The sequence below is a fragment of the Pseudonocardia xinjiangensis genome (assembly GCF_050948425.1).
GTDB lineage: Bacteria > Actinomycetota > Actinomycetes > Mycobacteriales > Pseudonocardiaceae > Pseudonocardia > Pseudonocardia xinjiangensis.
The window spans coordinates 649,663-666,024 of the sequence record NZ_CP192009.1 but is presented as its reverse complement, the minus strand read 5'-3'; the positions used below and the strand labels follow the sequence as shown (position 1 = coordinate 666,024).

At 72.2% G+C, this 16,362-nt stretch carries 15 protein-coding genes; 6 read left to right on the top strand and 9 right to left on the bottom strand.

What is annotated here, in order from left to right:
- The first annotated feature begins 42 nt into the window (after positions 1-42).
- Positions 43-1,722: an AMP-binding protein gene (locus tag ACQPZA_RS03255; RefSeq protein ID WP_433278238.1), complete on the top strand. Its 1,680-nt coding sequence runs from the start codon at positions 43-45 to the stop codon at positions 1,720-1,722.
- 146 nt (positions 1,723-1,868) lie between these two features.
- On the opposite strand, the gene ACQPZA_RS03250 is transcribed toward ACQPZA_RS03255, so the two are convergent.
- The 5 genes from ACQPZA_RS03250 to ACQPZA_RS03230 are packed head-to-tail and all read right to left on the bottom strand — an operon-like array spanning position 1,869 to position 6,662.
- The gene (locus ACQPZA_RS03250) at positions 1,869-2,432 is read right to left on the bottom strand and encodes a class I SAM-dependent methyltransferase (protein ID WP_433278235.1); all 564 of its coding nucleotides are present in this window, start codon (positions 2,430-2,432) and stop codon (positions 1,869-1,871) included.
- Positions 2,433-3,212, bottom strand: coding sequence for an IclR family transcriptional regulator (locus ACQPZA_RS03245; RefSeq protein WP_169398885.1), 780 nt, complete (start codon positions 3,210-3,212; stop codon positions 2,433-2,435).
- Between the two features lie 56 nt (positions 3,213-3,268).
- Positions 3,269-4,042: an enoyl-CoA hydratase gene (locus ACQPZA_RS03240; RefSeq protein ID WP_433278232.1), complete on the bottom strand. Its 774-nt coding sequence runs from the start codon at positions 4,040-4,042 to the stop codon at positions 3,269-3,271.
- Positions 4,039-5,265, bottom strand: a complete 1,227-nt coding sequence (locus ACQPZA_RS03235) for a CaiB/BaiF CoA transferase family protein (RefSeq protein WP_433278230.1) — start codon at positions 5,263-5,265, stop codon at positions 4,039-4,041. Before ACQPZA_RS03235 ends, ACQPZA_RS03240 begins: the two co-directional genes overlap by 4 nt.
- Positions 5,266-5,267: 2 nt before the next feature.
- Positions 5,268-6,662 (bottom strand): SLC13 family permease, encoded by a 1,395-nt coding sequence (locus ACQPZA_RS03230; protein ID WP_169398882.1) that lies wholly within the window; start codon positions 6,660-6,662, stop codon positions 5,268-5,270.
- A 213-nt stretch (positions 6,663-6,875) separates the two neighbouring features.
- Here ACQPZA_RS03230 and ACQPZA_RS03225 point away from each other — a divergent pair, with 213 nt between their 5' ends.
- Together ACQPZA_RS03225 and ACQPZA_RS03220 are read left to right on the top strand one after the other, a co-directional pair.
- Complete coding sequence (locus ACQPZA_RS03225) at positions 6,876-8,045, top strand: pyridoxal-phosphate-dependent aminotransferase family protein (protein ID WP_433278228.1); 1,170 nt, start codon at positions 6,876-6,878, stop codon at positions 8,043-8,045.
- Positions 8,042-11,023, top strand: coding sequence for an FAD-binding and (Fe-S)-binding domain-containing protein (locus ACQPZA_RS03220; protein ID WP_433278226.1), 2,982 nt, complete (start codon positions 8,042-8,044; stop codon positions 11,021-11,023). Before ACQPZA_RS03225 ends, ACQPZA_RS03220 begins: the two co-directional genes overlap by 4 nt.
- Before the next feature lie 95 nt (positions 11,024-11,118).
- Here the strand turns inward: ACQPZA_RS03220 and ACQPZA_RS03215 are convergent, their stop codons facing one another.
- Positions 11,119-11,415, bottom strand: coding sequence for a hypothetical protein (locus ACQPZA_RS03215; protein WP_433278224.1), 297 nt, complete (start codon positions 11,413-11,415; stop codon positions 11,119-11,121).
- 209 nt (positions 11,416-11,624) lie between these two features.
- On the opposite strand from ACQPZA_RS03215, the gene ACQPZA_RS03210 reads away from it, so the two are divergent.
- The 3 genes from ACQPZA_RS03210 to ACQPZA_RS03200 all read left to right on the top strand — a co-directional run bounded on the left by ACQPZA_RS03210 (position 11,625) and on the right by ACQPZA_RS03200 (position 13,974).
- Entirely contained in the window at positions 11,625-12,332 is a 708-nt protein-coding gene (locus ACQPZA_RS03210; protein WP_433278221.1) for an HNH endonuclease family protein, read from the top strand.
- 2 nt (positions 12,333-12,334) lie between these two features.
- Positions 12,335-12,589: a hypothetical protein gene (locus ACQPZA_RS03205; RefSeq protein ID WP_169398307.1), complete on the top strand. Its 255-nt coding sequence runs from the start codon at positions 12,335-12,337 to the stop codon at positions 12,587-12,589.
- Positions 12,590-12,660: 71 nt separating this feature from the next.
- On the top strand, positions 12,661-13,974 hold the full coding sequence (locus ACQPZA_RS03200) for an MFS transporter (RefSeq protein WP_433278219.1): 1,314 nt from the start codon (positions 12,661-12,663) through the stop codon (positions 13,972-13,974).
- On the opposite strand, the gene ACQPZA_RS03195 is transcribed toward ACQPZA_RS03200, so the two are convergent.
- Genes ACQPZA_RS03195 through ACQPZA_RS03185 form a run of 3 tightly spaced genes read right to left on the bottom strand, consistent with a single transcriptional unit; the run spans position 13,922 to position 16,310 of the window.
- Positions 13,922-14,293, bottom strand: coding sequence for a PadR family transcriptional regulator (locus ACQPZA_RS03195; protein ID WP_433278217.1), 372 nt, complete (start codon positions 14,291-14,293; stop codon positions 13,922-13,924). The genes ACQPZA_RS03200 and ACQPZA_RS03195 overlap by 53 nt on opposite strands.
- Before the next feature lie 14 nt (positions 14,294-14,307).
- Positions 14,308-14,958: a GNAT family N-acetyltransferase gene (locus tag ACQPZA_RS03190; protein ID WP_433278215.1), complete on the bottom strand. Its 651-nt coding sequence runs from the start codon at positions 14,956-14,958 to the stop codon at positions 14,308-14,310.
- A gap of 23 nt (positions 14,959-14,981) precedes the next feature.
- Positions 14,982-16,310 (bottom strand): PLP-dependent aminotransferase family protein, encoded by a 1,329-nt coding sequence (locus tag ACQPZA_RS03185; RefSeq protein WP_433282659.1) that lies wholly within the window; start codon positions 16,308-16,310, stop codon positions 14,982-14,984.
- Between the last annotated feature and the right edge of the window lie 52 nt (positions 16,311-16,362).

Genomic DNA, 16,362 nt, shown 5'->3' with positions numbered 1-16,362 from the left:
CCTCCGGGAAATGCGCCAGCGGTTAGCAGAGGAGTGTGGTGTATGCGACAGGATCAGACGGAGATGTGCACCGTGCGCGCTTCGGCCGAATTGGCGGCAAAATACCGATCGGACGGCTGGTGGCGGGACACCGGCATTATCAATGATCTGCGCAAATGGCGGGACGCCAGCCCCGATGCGGTGGCGATCGACGCCTTTGCGGCGGACGGGCGGCGGACGACCGTCACCTACGCCCATTACGCACACATGGTGGAACGCTTCGCCGGCGCGCTGTACGAGCTCGGTGTCCGGCCTGGCCAGGTCGTGGCCATGCAGCTGCCGAACTGGTGGCAGGCCTGCGCCCTGTACGTGGCGGCAGCCCGGCTCCGCGCGGTCATCGCCCCCGTCATGACCACGATCCGGGGGCGTGAGCTCGGACGGCTTCTCGCTCGGGCGGACGCCGACGTATTCATCACCATCGACCGGTGGGACGGGTTCGACCACGCCGAAATGGCCCGATCGGTCGCCGCGGATCTGCCCGGACTGCGCAAGCTCGTCGTCCTCGGCCGGGCCGAACCGGGCACCGAGATCGAATTCGGCGAGTTCTTCGAGAACACGCCGTGGGAAGAGCGGCATCCCGTCGCATTGGACGATGCGGAAGAGGACCCGGACGCGGTGTTCATCGTCCTTTTCACCTCCGGCACCTCGGGCCGGCCCAAGGGGGTGCTGGGAACGCAGAACACCTGGCACGCGGGCTCCTCGGGACTGGCAGCGGCCGAGTCGATCACTGCCGCAGACGCCGTCTTCACCCCGCACAGCGCGATGTACAGCCTCGGGACCGTGTTCTCCCTCTACATCCCGCTACAGACCGGTGCGCGAGCCGTCCTGCTGGACACCTGGTCGGGGTCAGCGGGGCTGGCAGTGCTCGAACAGGCGCGGGTCGCGGTCATGATGGCCGCGCCGAGCTACTACGACCAGCTCGTGGCCGCGGTGGCGGAGCGTCCGCCGCCGTTGCCGTCGCTTCGGGTCCTGGCCGCCACCGGCACGAAGATCCCCAGCCGGGTGGTGAAGACGGTGATCGAGACCTTCGGCATCGGCCTGCGTTCGGAGTGGGGCATGACCGAGGTCGGCTGCGCGACCATGACCAGGGCCGACGACCCCATCGACTGGACGCTGCAGAGCGACGGGCGGCCCTTCCCCGGCTACGAGATCGACATCCGCTCCGATGCGCCGGTCACCCCTGGGCAGCCGGGGCGGTTCTTCGTCCGTGGCCCGGCGGTGTGCCTGGCCACCGTCCGGGGCGAGGAGAACCAGCTGACCGTGACCCGGGAGCACGACGACGGCTGGTACGACACCGGCGACCTCGCGGTCTGGGACGGGCACGGGGGAATTCGCCTGATGGGACGGGTCGCCGACCGGGTCGGCGGCGCGTTCATGATCCCGATCGCCGACGTGGAAGACCTGTTGATGCAACATCCGGCCGTCGGCGACGTCGCGGTGGTCGGCTACGTCGACGAGCACGACGCCGAGCTCGCGTGCGCCGTGATCACGGTCCGGGGTGACGCCGCGCCGACCCTGGAGGAGCTGCGGAAGTACCTCACCGCGCAGGGCATGACGGACTGGTACCTGCCGTCCCGGCTCGAACGGCTGGCCCGGCTGCCGAGGAACTCGACCGGAAAGGTCCGCAAGGAGCTGCTGCGGTCCTGGCTGAACGGTCAGGCGGATCTGGAGCAGCTCGTCTGAGGATCCGCGGTGCGAAGCCTGGTGGGGAGGCCGACAGGGACCTGCTGGCCGGGGGCGCGGCGCCGGGGGCCTGGCAGTACACCACCGGGTCCGCCGAGGCCACCGGTCCCGATAGGGGGCAGCGGCGATCCCGCGGACCAGCGGGGTCAGCGGCGGGCGCGGAAGCGGAACCTGTCGCCGTTGCTCTCCACCTCGGCCTCGGTGAACCCGGCCGCGGTGAGCCGGGACGGCAGCACGGCCGGGTCGACGGGGTTGAAGACGTCGTCGACGTGCAGGGCCCGCCGGGCCGGGGTGTCCTGGCCGTCGGTGCCGAGCAGCACACCGCCCGGTCGCAGTACGCGGGCGATCTCCGCCAGCGCGCGGTCCTGACCTGCGGCGTCGGGAATGTGGTGCAGCATCGTGAAGCAGAACGCGGCGGAGAACCGGTCATCGGGCAGCGGCATCGCCGTGGCGTCCGCCGTGATCACCTCCACGGGCCTGCCGCTCATCCGCTCCCGCAGCGCCGACGCGAGCTCCGGGTCGATCTCCACCGCGGTGACCCGGGGGGCTCGTTCCACGAGCAGGTCGGTGACCAGACCGGGGCCGGCACCGACTTCCAGCACGTCGTCCCCGATGCCGTCGTTCTCACCCAGCACCCAGGGCAGCAGGTCGTCGGCCACGAGCCGGGCCCATTCGCCGCTCGCGCACAGCCGCAGGTGTTCCTCGTTCATCTACGCCGTGACCCCCCGTCCGTCGAGCTGGCCGGCGAGCGCCGCGGCCGCCTGCTGCAACAGCGGCACCATACGTTCCACCACGGCCCACGTGACCCGCGTCTCCGGCCCGGAGACCGACAACGCCGTGGTCGAGCGCCCACCCGGCACTGCGACGGCGACGCAGCGCACGCCCATCTCCTGCTCGGCGTCGTCGACCGCGTAGCCCTGGTGCCGGATCCGTTCGAGCTCACGGGCGAGCCGGTCGGGGTCGGTGATCGTGTGCGGCGTCTGCGCCGGCATGCCGGCGCGCACCACGATGGCGTGCACCTGAGCGGGCGGCAGCTGTGCCAGCAGCACCTTGCCCACCCCCGTGCAGTGCACCGGCACCCGGCGCCCGACCTCGGTGAACATGCGCATGGAGTGCCGCGACGGAACCTGCGCGACGTAGACGACGGCGTCCCCGTCGAGGATCGCGAGGTTGGCGGTCTCCCCGGCCTGGTCGACGAGCTGGGCGAGCTGCGGGCGTGCCCACTCCCCCAGCATCCGGGACGCGGCCTCACCCAGCCCGATCAACCGCGGCCCCAGCCCGTAGCGGCGCGACGGCAGCTGCCGGACGTATCCCGACGTCACGAGCGTGCGGATGATCCGGTGGATCGTCGGCAACGGGAGACCCGACCGGACGGCGAGCTCGGAGAGCGCGACGTCGCCACCCGCGTCGGCCATGTGCTCGAGCAGGGCGAACGCCCTGTCCAGGGACTGCACACCGCCACTGCGGTCGGGTTGCGCCACACCAGTCATGGTTCTCCCCGTTCCGGTTGGGCGAGCTGCCGACAGGGCACGTTAGTCGGCAGGCCTCACTCGCCTTTCCACGTCACACTTTCTTTCGTCGCGAAGGACCGCACGGCGGCCTGGAAGTCGGCGCTCCCGTACACCCGCGAGACGATGTCGTCACCGTTCGGGAGGCCCGCGCGCCGCAGCCGGGTGATCGCCTGCTTGGCCGCCCACATGCTCAGCGGAGCGTGGGAGGCCAGTGCCTCGACGGTCTCGGCGAGCGCCGCGTCGAGGGCCTCGGCGTCGTCCACGAGCTGGGTGACGAACCCCGCCGCGTGCGCTTCGTCCGCGCCGAGCAGCCGGGCGCGCAGCAGCATGTCGAGCGTGCGTGCCGCTCCCAGGTGCCCCAGCAGCAGGGCGTAGGTGTCCATCGACAGGCAGTTGCCCAGCGTCCGGGCGATCGGCACCCCGAACCGGGACGCCGAGGTGGCGATGCGGAGGTCACAGGCCGCGGCGAGCGCGAGGCCGCCGCCGATGCAGTAGCCGTCGACGGCGGCCACGGTGGGCACCGTCGTGTCCTCCAGCCTCCGCACGACACGGGTGATCCGCTCCTCGTAGGCCACGCCTGCCGGACCGTCGAAGCCCTCGAACTGCGCGATGTCGGTGCCCGAGACGAACGCCCGGCCGCCGGCCCCGCGCAGCACCAGCACCGCGACGTCGTCCTGCAAGTCCGCCCGTTCGCAGGCCTCGTACAGGCCCTCGTACATGGCGAACGTCAGCGCGTTGTGCGACTTCGGGCGGTTGAAGGTGACGCGCAGCGCCGGACCATCGCGCTCGACCAGGAGTTCGTCAGTCATCGCGCCATCGTCCCGAGCAGCGCGTCGATCTCCGCGTCGCTGTACCCGACCTCGCCGAGCACGGCCCGGGAGTCGGCACCGAGCACCGGTCCAGCGCCGCCCCGGCGGGCGGGCGTGCCCGACAGGCGCATCGGAGAGCCGAGCTGCCGCACCGGGCCGAGGTCGGGGTGCTCGGCGTCCCAGAAGAAGTCCCGTTCGGCGAGGTGGGCGTCGGTGAACACCTGGCCGTAGTCGTTGATCGGAGCGCACGGGACCCCGGCGGCTTCCAGCGCCGCGACGACGCCCGCGGTGTCGCGGGCCGTGGTGGCCTGCTCGATCGCGGCGATCAGCTCGGTGCGGTGGGCGTGGCGGCCGCTCGAGTCGGCGTAACGGGGGTCGGCGTGCAGATGCGGCAGGTCGAGCGCGGCGCACAGCCCGTCCCACGTCTTCGGGGTGATCGCCCCGACCGTCACCCAGCCGTCCGCGCACCGCACCGCCTGGTACGGCGCCTGCGTCTGGTGCGCCGAGCCCAGCGGGCGGCCGACCTGCCCGGTGGCGAAGTACGTGCCGGCCTCCCACACCGCCAGGGAGACGCCCGACTCCAGCAACGACACGTCGACCTGCTGCCCTCGCCCGTCGCCGTGGGGCTGGTCGCGGTGCAGCAGCGCGGCGGTGACCGCGAGTGCCGTGTAGAGCCCGCTCACGAGGTCACAGATCGGCACGCCCACCTTGACCGGGTCGCCGTCCGGGGAGCCCGTGATGCTCATCAGTCCGGCACGGGCCTGGGCCATGATGTCCAGTCCCGGCAGCGCCGCCAGCGGCCCGTCCTGCCCGAAGCCGGACGCGGAGGCGTAGACCAGCCCGGGGTTGAGCTCCGCGAGCTCGTCCGGCCCGAGACCGAGTCGGCGCAGCGCGCCGGGCCGGAGGTTCTCCACGAGCACGTCGGCCCCCGCCACCAGGCGCAGGAACGCCGCCCGCCCGGCGTCGGACTTGAGGTCGAGCGCCACCGACTCCTTGTTGCGGTTGAGCCGCAGGAAGGGCGAGCTGTGCCGCTGCGAGCCCGGGCCGTCGAGGAACGGACCGGTCGAGCGGGTGGGGTCCGGCCCGGCCGGGTTCTCGACCTTGATGACCCTGGCCCCGAGGTCGGCGAGCTGCATGGTGGCGAACGGGCCGGCCATGAAGACACCGACCTCGAGCACCGTGACACCGGCGAGCGGCCCGTCGGCCGCGTGCTCCTGCTCCATGCCTACAGCCAACCCGGCACCACCAGCAACAGCCAGGTGACAGGCGGCGCGATCACGACCATCGAGAAGCCCCAGCGCATCAACCTGCGGTAGACGTAGTCGCGGCGGTCCTCGGGGGCATTGGCCGTGACGAGCGCACCGGAGGTGGAGAACGGGCTGGAGTCGACCACCGACGAGGAGATCGCCAGCGCGGTGATGAGCCCGATCGGGCCCACGAACCCGGCGAGGAGGAACGGCACCGCCAGCGGGATCAGCGCGCCGAGGATGCCGGTGGTGGAGGCGAAGGCCGACACGGCGGCACCGATGTAGCAGACCACCAGCGCGGCGAGCAGCGGCACACCGATCGCGGCGACCTGGTTACCGAGGAAGTCGACCGTGCCGATGTCCTGCATGAGGTTGACGTAGGTGACGATCCCGCAGATCAGCAGCACGGTGGGCCAGGCCACCTGGGCCACCGCGCCCTTGTAGGTGTGCGGGGCGAGCAGCGACAGCAGAACCGCGGCGGTGACGGCGAGCAGTCCGACGTCGAGCTGGAAGGCCAGCGCACCGACGGCCACGCCGATCAGCGCCACCAGCGTGAGCGAGCGGTTCAGGTCCAGCGTGGTGACGGGTGGCCGCTCGCTGTCGGTGAAGCCGGCACCCGTTGCGCCGGTGGTGGTCGCCCGCGCGGCACCCGGGCCGCCGCCGGAGGCGACCCCGCTGGTGCCCGACTCCCGCCCGGCCGGTGCGCTCGCCGCGGCCGGCTCCTCCGCCGTCTCGCCCGAGGTGTCGGCCACCCGCCCCAGCAGCTCGCGACCGCCGAAGATCAGGAAGACGACGATGGTGAGCAGCACGTTGAACACGAGGCTGCCGAGGAACAGGAACAGCGGGCTGCCCGGCAGGTTGTTCTGGGCGACCACGCCGTTGGTGATCACGCCGAAGATGCTGAGCGGGGAGAACCCACCCGCGCTGGCCCCGTTGATGATCGCCAGGCCCATCAGCACCGGGTTGATCTTGTGGCGGACCGCGAACCCCATCCCGACCGGGGCGATGATCGCGACCGCGGCGGGAACCACGGCACCGAACGCCGTGAGCACGCCCGTGACCAGGAACATGATCCATGGGATCAGGGCGACCCGGCCGCCCACGCCCTTCATGGCCACGTGCACGAGCCAGTCGACGGTGCCGTTGGCGCGGGCGATGGCGAACAGGAACGTGACGCCGACGAGAATCACGAACAGGCTGCCGGGGAAGCCCGCGAAGATCGCGTCGGCGACGTCGTCCGGACTCCCGTCGAGCGCCAGCGTCCCGATGACGAACGCCGCCACGAGCGAGATCGCGCCGAGGTTGATGGGCAGCACGGTGGCGAGGACGAAGGCCGCCACCAGCGCGAGGATCGAGATCACCTGATAGGACATGCCATTTCCTCACGGCCGGACGTCGTTGTTCCGTAATGCGGAAGGCGGTTTCCGTCCAGGAGTATGGTTCGGCTCACACCACCGGGTCAAGGCCCCCGTACGCGGATACGCGTGCCTCGGCCCTCGTCTCTTCGTGCGAGCCTGTCGCGCCCACCCGGGATGCGGTAGATGTCTTCCACGAAGCGGCAACGACGACGCACCTGGAGGCATGGCATGAGTCCGACCGGAGGGCGTCACTTCCTGCAGATCCCGGGGCCCACGAACGTTCCCGACCGGGTGCTGCGGGCGATGGCGGCGCCCACGATCGACCACCGCGGCCCCGAGTTCGCCGAGCTCACGAAGGCCCTGCTGCCCGCACTCGGCCCGGTGTTCGGCACCACGGGACCGGTGGTGATCTACCCGTCCTCCGGCACCGGCGCGTGGGAGGCGGCCCTGGCCAACACGCTCGGTCCCGGCGACCGCGTGCTGATCGGCGAGACCGGCCAGTTCTCGACGCTGTGGGCCGAGCTCGCCGGACGGCTGGGTCTCGACGTCGAGGTGATCCCCGGCGACTGGCGCCACGGCGTCGTCCCCGATGCCGTCGGTGCGCGACTGACCGCCGACACCGAACACGTGATCAAGGCAGTGTGCGTGGTCCACAACGAGACCTCCACCGGCGTCACCAGCCGGGTCCCCGCCGTCCGGGCCGCGATGGACGCCGCCGGGCACCCCGCCCTGCTCCTCGTCGACACCATCTCGTCGCTGGCCTCGATCGACTACCGGCACGACGAGTGGGGCGTCGACGTCACGGTGGCGGGCTCGCAGAAGGGCCTGATGCTGCCACCCGGGCTGGGCTTCAACGCCGTGAGCGAGAAGGCGCTGGCCGCGTCGCGCTCGGCCGGGCTCCCGCGGTCCTACTGGGACTGGGCGCCGATCCTGGACGCGAACACCCGCGGGTTCTTCCCCTACACGCCGGCCACCAACCTGCTCTACGGCCTGCGCGAGGCGCTCGCCATGCTGGACGAGGAGGGCCTGCCCGCCGTCTTCGCCCGCCACCAGCGCCACGCCGCGGCCACCCGCGCCGCCGTCCGGACGTGGGGGCTGGAGGTGCTGTGCGCCGACGACCGGGAGTACTCCGGGTCGTTGACGGCGGTGCTACTGCCCGACGGTCACGACGCCGACGAGGTGCGCCGGATCATCCTCGACCGGTTCGACATGTCGCTCGGCACCGGTCTCGGCCGCCTGGCCGGCACCGTGTTCCGGATCGGGCACCTCGGCCACTTCAACGACCTGACGCTCGCCGGCACGCTCGGCGGTGTGCAGATGGGTCTGCAGCTGGCGGGGGTGCCGATCAAGCCGGGTGGGGTCGACGCGGCGCTGGAGCACCTGCGGGACGCCGGATGACCGGGCCGGCGAGCACGTCGCCGACACAGCACGCGGATCTCGCGCAGGCACTGTCGCGGGCGATCGAGGGGGAGGTCGCCTTCGACGACTACACCCGTCACCTCTACTCGCGCGACGCCAGCATGTACTCGATCACCCCGCGCGGGGTGGTGGCGCCGCGCAACGCCGCCGACGTGGCCGCCGCCGTGGCGATCGCCGCCGAGCACGGTGTCGCCGTCCTCCCCCGCGGGGCGGGCACCAGCCTGGCCGGCCAGACGGTCGGCGACGCGCTGGTGCTCGACTTCTCCCGGTACATGAGCACGATCCTCGAGCTCGATCCGGAGGCGGGCACCGCGCGCGTCCAGCCGGGGGTGGTGCAGGACCAGCTCAACCGGGCGGCCGGCGCGCACGGGCTGATGTTCGGGCCGGACACCTCCACGTCCAACCGCGCCACGCTCGGCGGGATGATCGGCAACAACTCCGCAGGCAGCGGTTCGGTGCGCTACGGGATGACGATCGACCACGTCCGCACGCTCGATGTGGTGCTCTCCGACGCCAGCACCGCGCACCTCGCCCCCGTCGACGACGCCGAACGCGCGCGTCGCGCCACGGCGTCCACACTGGAGGGGCGGCTCTACCGCGACCTGCCCGCGCTGGTCGAGGCGAACCGGGGAGCGATCGGGAGCGGGTACCCCGGTTTCTGGCGTCGCTCCGGCGGCTACCGGCTGGACCGGCTGGCCGCCGCCGCCACCTCCAGCCCCGGCAGCTTCGACCTCGCCACGTTCGTCGTCGGCTCCGAGGGCACGCTGGTGGTGGCCACCGAGGCCACCGTCGGGCTGGTGCCCAAGCCGAAGCACACCGTGATCGCGGTGGGCCACTTCCGCTCCACCGCCGCCGCCATCGCCGCCACCGAGGACGCGCTGAGCTGCGACCCGGCGGCCGTCGAGCTGATGGACCGCACGATCCTCGACCTCTCCCGCGAGCGGATCGAGTACGCGGCACTCGGCGAGATCCTGCAGGACGATCCCGACGCGCTCCTGTTCGTCTCCTTCACCGGTGACGACGCGGCCGAGCTCGCCGGGCAGCTCGACCGGCTCGTCGCGCTCTGGGAGCGCCACGGCCACGGCTACCACACGCTGCGCGCCGAGACCCCCGCCCAGCAGGGCGCCCTGCTCAAGGTCCGCAAGTCGGGGCTCGGGCTGCTGATGGCCGCGAGCACGGGAGCGAACCGGCCGCTCGCGTTCGTCGAGGACACGGCCGTCGACCCTTCGCGGCTGGCCGAGTACACCGAGCGGTTCGCCAAGATCCTCGACCGGCACGAGATGCGGGCCGGGTTCTACGGGCACTGCTCCGTGGGCTGCCTGCACATCCGCCCGTTCGTCGACCTCTCCCGGCCCGACGAGGTGACGAAGATGCGCGCCGTGGCCGAGGAGATCCGCGACCTCGTCACGGAGTTCGGCGGCGTCAACTCATCCGAGCACGGCGACGGCCTCGCCCGCAGCGAGTTCAACCGGGCGCTGTTCGGCGACGACCTCTACGAGGCGATGCGCGGCGTGAAGGGGATCTTCGACCCCGCGAACCGGCTGAACCCCGGCAAGATCGTCGACGCGCCCGCGATGACCGACCACCTGCGCGACCCCGCACTCCCCCCGGCCCCGCCCCTGCGCACCGCGCTCGACTTCACGGTGGTGGCAGGCGGGGCGGGCGGCATGCGCGGCGCCGCCGACCGCTGCATGAACATCGGCCTGTGCCGCAAGACCGACGCCGGGGTGATGTGCCCGTCCTACATGGCCACCCGCCGCGAGCACGACTCCACCCGCGGCCGGGCCAACGCGCTGGTCAAGGCCCTGACCGCGCCCGACCCGCGCGTCGGGCTCACCGACGAGGGGCTGCACGACGCCCTCGACCTGTGCCTGATGTGCAAGGCCTGCAAGAGCGAGTGTCCGCTGTCGGTGGACATGGCCACGCTGAAGAGCGAGGCGCTGCACCAGGCCCACCAGGTCGACGGCACACCGTTGCGGTCGCGGGTGTTCGGTGGGATCCGCGGGCTCAACCGGCTCGGCTCGGCCACCGCCCCCCTGTCGAACCTGCCCGGCCGCATCCCCGCGCTGCGCAGGCTGCTGGGCCGCACCCTGGGCATCGCCCCCGCCCGCCCCCTCCCGACGTTCACCCGCGCCACGCTCCCGCGCTGGTTCCGGAAACGACCCGCCGGAGTTCAGGAAAGCCACTTTCAGGCCCTTACAGGGCAGCAAAGTGGCTTTCCTGAACCGGGGAGCCGGGGCCCGCTCACGTTCCTCGCCGACTCGTTCACCAGCTTCACCGAGCCCGCGGTCGGGATCGCGGCCATCGAACTGCTGGAGCGGGCCGGGTGGGAGGTGCGGCTCGAGGACTCCGGCTGCTGCGGGCGCGCGGCGTTCTCGAAGGGCCTGCTCGACCAGGCCAAGCGCCAGGCGTCCGGGCTGCTCGACGCGCTCGGTGGCACGTCCGGGCCGATCGTGGGCGTGGAGCCGTCCTGCCTCCTGACCCTGCGCGACGAGCACCGCGCGCTGCTCGGCGACGACGCCCGCGTCACCGACGTGGCCGGGCGCGCCCGGCTCGTCGACGAGCTGCTCGTGGAGGCGATCGACAGCGGGGCGCTGACGCTGCGGGAGGACGCCTGGCCCGCGGGCCGGCGCATCCTCTTCCACGGGCACTGCCACCAGAAGGCCGAGGTGGGCACGTCCGCCACGATGGCGCTGCTGCGGCGGATCCCCGGGGCCGAGGTCGTCGAGCTGGACGCCGGGTGCTGCGGGATGGCGGGCTCGTTCGGCTTCGAGGCCGAGCACTACGACGTGTCGATGCAGGTCGGAGCCGACCGCCTGTTCCCGGCCGTGCGCGCCGAACCGGACGACACGGTGGTGGCCGCCACCGGCGTGTCCTGCCGCCAGCAGATCGCCCACGGCACCACCCGCCGCGCCCAGCACCCGGTGGAACTGATCCGGGCGGCCCTGGCGGACTGAGCCGCCGCTCCCCAGTCGCAGCAAAGCCACGTTCATGCCATCTGGTTGCGTGAACGTGGCTTTGCTGCAACCCGGGGGGCCACCGGGCGGCGCGGTCAGCGCCCCAGCTTGCGCGCCGTCGTCGCCACCCATCCCGAGCGCTTCCGTGCGGGCCCGGGCAGCGGAACCTTCCGCCGCCACCTGCGCCCTTCCTTCCGGAGGCCCCGGGAAAGGTCACGGGGCCGCGGGAGGAGCAGCCGGATCCCGACGCGGTAGAGGCGCAGCGCAACGCGCCCCACCAGCAGGCCGACGGGCAGGAGAAGGACCGTGAGGCACAGGACGAGCGCGACGATCAGCAGGACCGTCGCGACGAGCCAGATCAGAACACCCGCCACCGCCCGGAGCACCCTCATCGCCACCGCCATGGGCCAGGAGCCGCTGCGCCGGTGCAGCGACCCGTTCGACGGGATAGCCGCTGGTCGCGCCCGGTAACCCCAGCACCCCCGTTGCAGCGAAGCCACTTTCATGCCATCTGGTTGCGTCAAAGTGGCTTTGCTGCAACCCGCAGGGGTCCCCGGGGCCCCCTCGGACCGGACCGGACTGCTGGCATGATCGTCATGTCGTGGCCGTGGGTTCGCCCCGTGCCGGCAACCGGGATGGGAGCTACTGGGGCGTGCTCGGAAAGATCGTTCGGATCTTGGTGGCGCTCCTCGCTGCGCTGCTGCTCGTCATCGGCGCAGGCGGCTGCACCGCCATCGCATCGCTTCCCGAGGCCGACCCGGGTTCGGGCGCCTCGGGGGCCGGGGACGCGCACAGCAAGCTCGACGCGCTGGTGGAGCGGGCGCCCGCGTCGATGCGTGGCTACTCCCGCGACCGGTTCCCGCATTGGTCGACGCAGGGCAAGGGCGGCTGCGACACGCGCGACCTGGTGCTGCAGCGCGACGGCACGGACGTCGTCGTGAAGCCGCCGTGCAAGATCGTCAGCGGGGTCTGGCACTCGCCCTACGACGGCGCGACCTGGACGGACCCGGCCGACGTCGACATCGACCACGTCGTGCCGCTCGCGGAGGCGTGGCGCTCCGGGGCCGCGGACTGGGACGACGACCGACGCGAGGCGTTCGCGAACGACCTGGACGGCCCGGGGCTGCTCACCGTCACCGACAACGTCAACCAGGCCAAGGGTGACCAGCCGCCGAACCTGTGGAAGCCCAAGCTCACCGAGTACTGGTGCACTTACGCGACACTCTGGATCGACACCAAGTCGAAATGGGATCTTTCGGTAACGTCTGCCGAACGCTCCACGCTCCTCGACATGTTGAACAGGTGCTGACGATGCCCACCGAGCACAGCTCCCTCATCACGGCGCCGCCGGGCGGTGTCTGGACCGATGACGTCGGCGTGATCACCGGCGCCCTGGAGCTGCGCACCGGCTGCAGCGACGACGGCGAGGTCCGGGTCACCGTCCGCTACGAGGAGGCCGACGAGTGGTACGCCGTGCGCGGGGGGACGGGCCGCCTGCACGACCCCGCCGACGCCGAGGTCCTGCATTCCGTGCTCGTGGCGGTGCTGCACCGGCCGGAGAGCTGATCGCGTCGATCACGGACCATTGACACGCCCCCGTCGCTGCTCGCAAGGTGAGCGATGACAAGGGGGTACGGGTGGACTCTGAGCTGACGCCCGCAGTTGCCGCGGCGGAGGAGGAGTCCCGCCCCGACCAGCTGCGACGGGTGGCCCTCGCCAGCGCGGTGGGCACCACGATCGAGTGGTACGACTACTTCATCTACTCCACGGCCGCGGCGCTGATCTTCGGCTCGCAGTTCTTCTCGACGCTGACGCCCGCCTCGGCCACGCTGGCCTCGTTCGCCACGCTGGGTGTCGGGTTCCTCGCCCGCCCGGTCGGCGGGATCCTCTGGGGCCACTTCGGCGACCGGATCGGCCGCAAGGCCATGCTCATCTCGTCGCTGCTGCTCATGGGGGTCGCGACGGTCGGGGTCGGACTGCTGCCGACGTACTCGCAGATCGGTGTCGCCGCTCCGATCCTGCTGGTCGTGCTGCGCCTGCTGCAGGGCCTCAGCGCGGGCGGTGAGTGGGGCGGCGCGGCGCTCATGGCCGTGGAGCACGCACCGGCCGGGCAGCGTGGCCGGTACGGGGCCTACTCGCAGATCGGGGTGCCGGCCGGGCTGATCCTCGCCCAGCTGGTGTTCGTCGTCATCGGCGCCGCCATCAGCGACGAGCAGTTCGCGAGCTGGGGCTGGCGCCTGCCGTTCCTGTTCAGCATCGTGCTCGTCGGCGTCGGGCTGTTCATCCGCCTGCGGATCGAGGAGAGCCCGGTGTTCCGGGCGCTGAAGACCGAGCACGTGCGCGCCCGTCTCCCCATGATCGACGTCCTGCGCAAGCGGCCGCGCGAGCTGGTGGTGGCCTCGGTCAGCTTCATCGCCAACACCGCCATCGGCTACGTGTTCCTGGCCTACCTGCTCTCCTACGGCACGTCCGTGCTCAAGGTGAGCCGCACGACGATGCTGGTGGTGGTCATCATCGGCAGCGTCTCGTGGCTGGTCAGCATCATGGTCTCCGCGAACTGGTCGGACCGGGTGGGCCGCAAGCCCGTCTACCTCGTCGGATCGGTGCTCCTCGTCGTGTGGCCGGTGCCGTTCTTCCTGCTGATCGACACCCGCTCCACGGCGCTGATGGTGCTCGCCGTCATCGTCCTGACGATCGGCCTGGGGGCGTCCTACGGACCCCAGTCGGCGCTGTTCGCCGAGATGTTCGAGCCGCGCTTCCGCTACAGCGGCGCCTCGTTCTCCTACGCCGTCGGCGCGGTGCTCGGCGGTGGCTTCGCGCCGCTGGTCGCCACCGCGCTGCAGACCTCCACCGGCACGTCGCTGTCGGTGTCGGCCTACATGGTGCTGACGGCCCTGATCAGCCTCGCCGCGGTGATCGCGATCCGGGAGACGCGGCGGGTGCCCGCGTAGGCCGCGTTTTCGCGCCACCGCCCGGCCCGAGCACCGCGTGCACGCCCGCCACGAAGGAATCGAGCTCCTTGCGCTTCATCTCGAGAGACCGTCGTCCGGAGCTCGTGAGCGTGTACCTGCGGGGCTCGGGGTACCGCTCGACGAGCCGGTTGCGTTCGAGGTGGTGCAGCGCCGCGTACACGCTCTGCGACGACGGGGCGAACTTTCCGCCCGACCGTTCACGCAGGTGCCGGATGACCGCCGCACCGTTACCCGGCTCCGCCCGGATCGCGGCGAGCAGCAGCAGGTCCAGGTGGGCCTGCACGTACGATCGCATCATCGTGCACCTCCCCGTCAGGGTCTGAGGTCCGGCATTCCCTCGGCTCGGCCCGGCTGAACATCCTGGGTGGATCGCCCCAGGTAGGTGACGCCGGGCGCGGCGGGCACCGGGACCTCGTGGAACCCCATCCGGCCGTAGAAGGCCCGTGCGCGGGTGTTGGCGGTGGCCATGGCCAGGTGCACCGCCGCCACCCCCGCATCGCCCAGTGCGTCCAGGAACGTGGTCATCAGGGCGCGGCCGTGGCCCGCCCGCTGGTGCGTCGGCAGCAGGTCGATGTGCAGGTGGGCCGGGTAGGCCGCCACCTCGGGCACGAGCATCCGTTCCGGGTGGTGCAGCAGGCCGACCATCCAGGCGGTCGGCGTGCTCGGACGGCCGGTGGGCTGCGGGTAGCGCTCGGTCAGCGTGGGCAGCCATTCCCGCCGGAACCACTCGACGAACGTGGGCGTGTCGGAGGTGCCCACGACGTAACCGACGGCCCGGCCGTCGTCGTCGACGACGAACGCCAGTGCGGGCTCGAACTCGACGTAGGGCAGCACGAAGATGTTCGGCAGCAGGTCGAGGTCGGGATACACCCCGCGGGAGTCCTCGCCGGCGTCCCCCGTGCGGACGCAGATGTCGGCCAGCGCGGCGCGGTCGTCGGGCCGGTAGGGGCGCACGGTGGGCACGGGCCCACCCTAGATCCGCCCGCTCACTCCACCCCGTCGTCTCCGGGCGCTCCCCTGGCCAGCGCGGCGAGGACGGCCAGCGCGGCACCCAGCGCCGGCACCGGTGGAGCCGCGAGCGCGAGCCGTACGGCGTTCGGGGCGTGGCCCGTTCCCACCGCGAAGGCCGCCGCAGGGGTGACGGCGATACCGCGGCGGGCGGCGGTGGCCACGAACGTCTCGGCCCGCCACGGCGCCGGGAGCTCCCACCAGCAGTGGTAGGACGCCGGGTCGGTGCGGACGGCGAACCCACCGAGATGCTCGGCGACCAGGGCCTGGCGAGCCGCCGCGTCGGTGCGCTTGGCCCTCTCGATCTCGGCGACCACCCCACCGGCCATCCACCGCGTGGTCGCCTCCAGCGTGAACGCCTGGGCCATCCACCCACCCGAACGCAGCGCCGCGGCGACGCGCTCCCGCAGCGCGGCGGGCGGGACCACGAAGCCGAGCGTGAGACCCGGGGCGACGCGCTTCGACAGACTGTCCACGAGGACGGTCCGCTCCGGCGCCACCGCCGCCAGCGGTGCCGGCCCGTCCCGGAGGAACGCGTAGATCGTGTCCTCCACCGCCGGCAGGTCGCGCTCGGCGAGCACGCCGGCGAGCGCCGCGCGGCGGGCGGGCGGCATCGTCGTGCCGAGCGGGTTGTGCAGCGTGGGCTGCAGATAGACGGCGTCGAGGCGCCCCGCGCCGCGCAGGGCGTCGGGGAGCAGGCCGTCCGCGTCCATGGCGAGCGGAACCAGCTCCACCCCCAGCCGGCCCGCGATCGCCCGCACCACCGGATAGGTCAGCGCCTCGACGCCGAGCCTGCCGCCGACCGGCACCAGCGCGCTCACGGCCGCGGCGATCGCCTGCCTGCCGTTGCCGGCGAACAGCACCTGCTCGGGGGCCGGTGTCCACCCCTGCCGGGTCAGGACAGCGGTGGCGGCGGAGCGGGCCTCGGGGGTGCCGGTCGTCGTGGCGGCGGCGAGGCCACCGGCGAGCGCGTCGGGCCGCAGCAGCCCCTCCAGCGCTGGCGCGAGCAGCGCGGCCTGCCCGGGGAGCACCGGGAAGTTCAGCTCCAGGTCGACGCGCGCCCCGGCGGGCTCGGTCAGGGCAGGCCCGGGGACGGGAGGGGCGGCGCGCACGAAGGTGCCCCGGCCGACCTCCCCCGTCACCAGCCCGCGGCGCAGCAGTTCGGAGTACACGCGGATCGCGGTGGACACGGCGATGCCCTTGTCGCGGGCGAACACGCGCTGGGTGGGCAGCCGGTCGCCGGCGCGGAGCTTGCCCAGCGCGATGTCGTCGGCGAGGGCGTCAGCCAGCCCGCGATAGTCGTCCATCATTGCACCGAGATCATTGTCATCATTGCACCGAGATATTGCACCGGGCAGA

Coding starts and splice junctions, on each gene's coding strand:
- ACQPZA_RS03225 (WP_433278228.1), top strand. CDS start 6,876: ATGAGTCCGACCGGAGGGCGTCACTTCCTGCAGATCCCGGGGCCCACG.
- ACQPZA_RS03215 (WP_433278224.1), bottom strand. CDS start 11,415: ATGAGGGTGCTCCGGGCGGTGGCGGGTGTTCTGATCTGGCTCGTCGCG.
- ACQPZA_RS03245 (WP_169398885.1), bottom strand. CDS start 3,212: ATGACTGGTGTGGCGCAACCCGACCGCAGTGGCGGTGTGCAGTCCCTG.
- ACQPZA_RS03240 (WP_433278232.1), bottom strand. CDS start 4,042: ATGACTGACGAACTCCTGGTCGAGCGCGATGGTCCGGCGCTGCGCGTC.
- ACQPZA_RS03230 (WP_169398882.1), bottom strand. CDS start 6,662: ATGTCCTATCAGGTGATCTCGATCCTCGCGCTGGTGGCGGCCTTCGTC.
- ACQPZA_RS03205 (WP_169398307.1), top strand. CDS start 12,335: ATGCCCACCGAGCACAGCTCCCTCATCACGGCGCCGCCGGGCGGTGTC.
- ACQPZA_RS03195 (WP_433278217.1), bottom strand. CDS start 14,293: ATGATGCGATCGTACGTGCAGGCCCACCTGGACCTGCTGCTGCTCGCC.
- ACQPZA_RS03235 (WP_433278230.1), bottom strand. CDS start 5,265: ATGGAGCAGGAGCACGCGGCCGACGGGCCGCTCGCCGGTGTCACGGTG.
- ACQPZA_RS03185 (WP_433282659.1), bottom strand. CDS start 16,310: ATGGACGACTATCGCGGGCTGGCTGACGCCCTCGCCGACGACATCGCG.
- ACQPZA_RS03250 (WP_433278235.1), bottom strand. CDS start 2,432: ATGAACGAGGAACACCTGCGGCTGTGCGCGAGCGGCGAATGGGCCCGG.
- ACQPZA_RS03255 (WP_433278238.1), top strand. CDS start 43: ATGCGACAGGATCAGACGGAGATGTGCACCGTGCGCGCTTCGGCCGAA.
- ACQPZA_RS03220 (WP_433278226.1), top strand. CDS start 8,042: ATGACCGGGCCGGCGAGCACGTCGCCGACACAGCACGCGGATCTCGCG.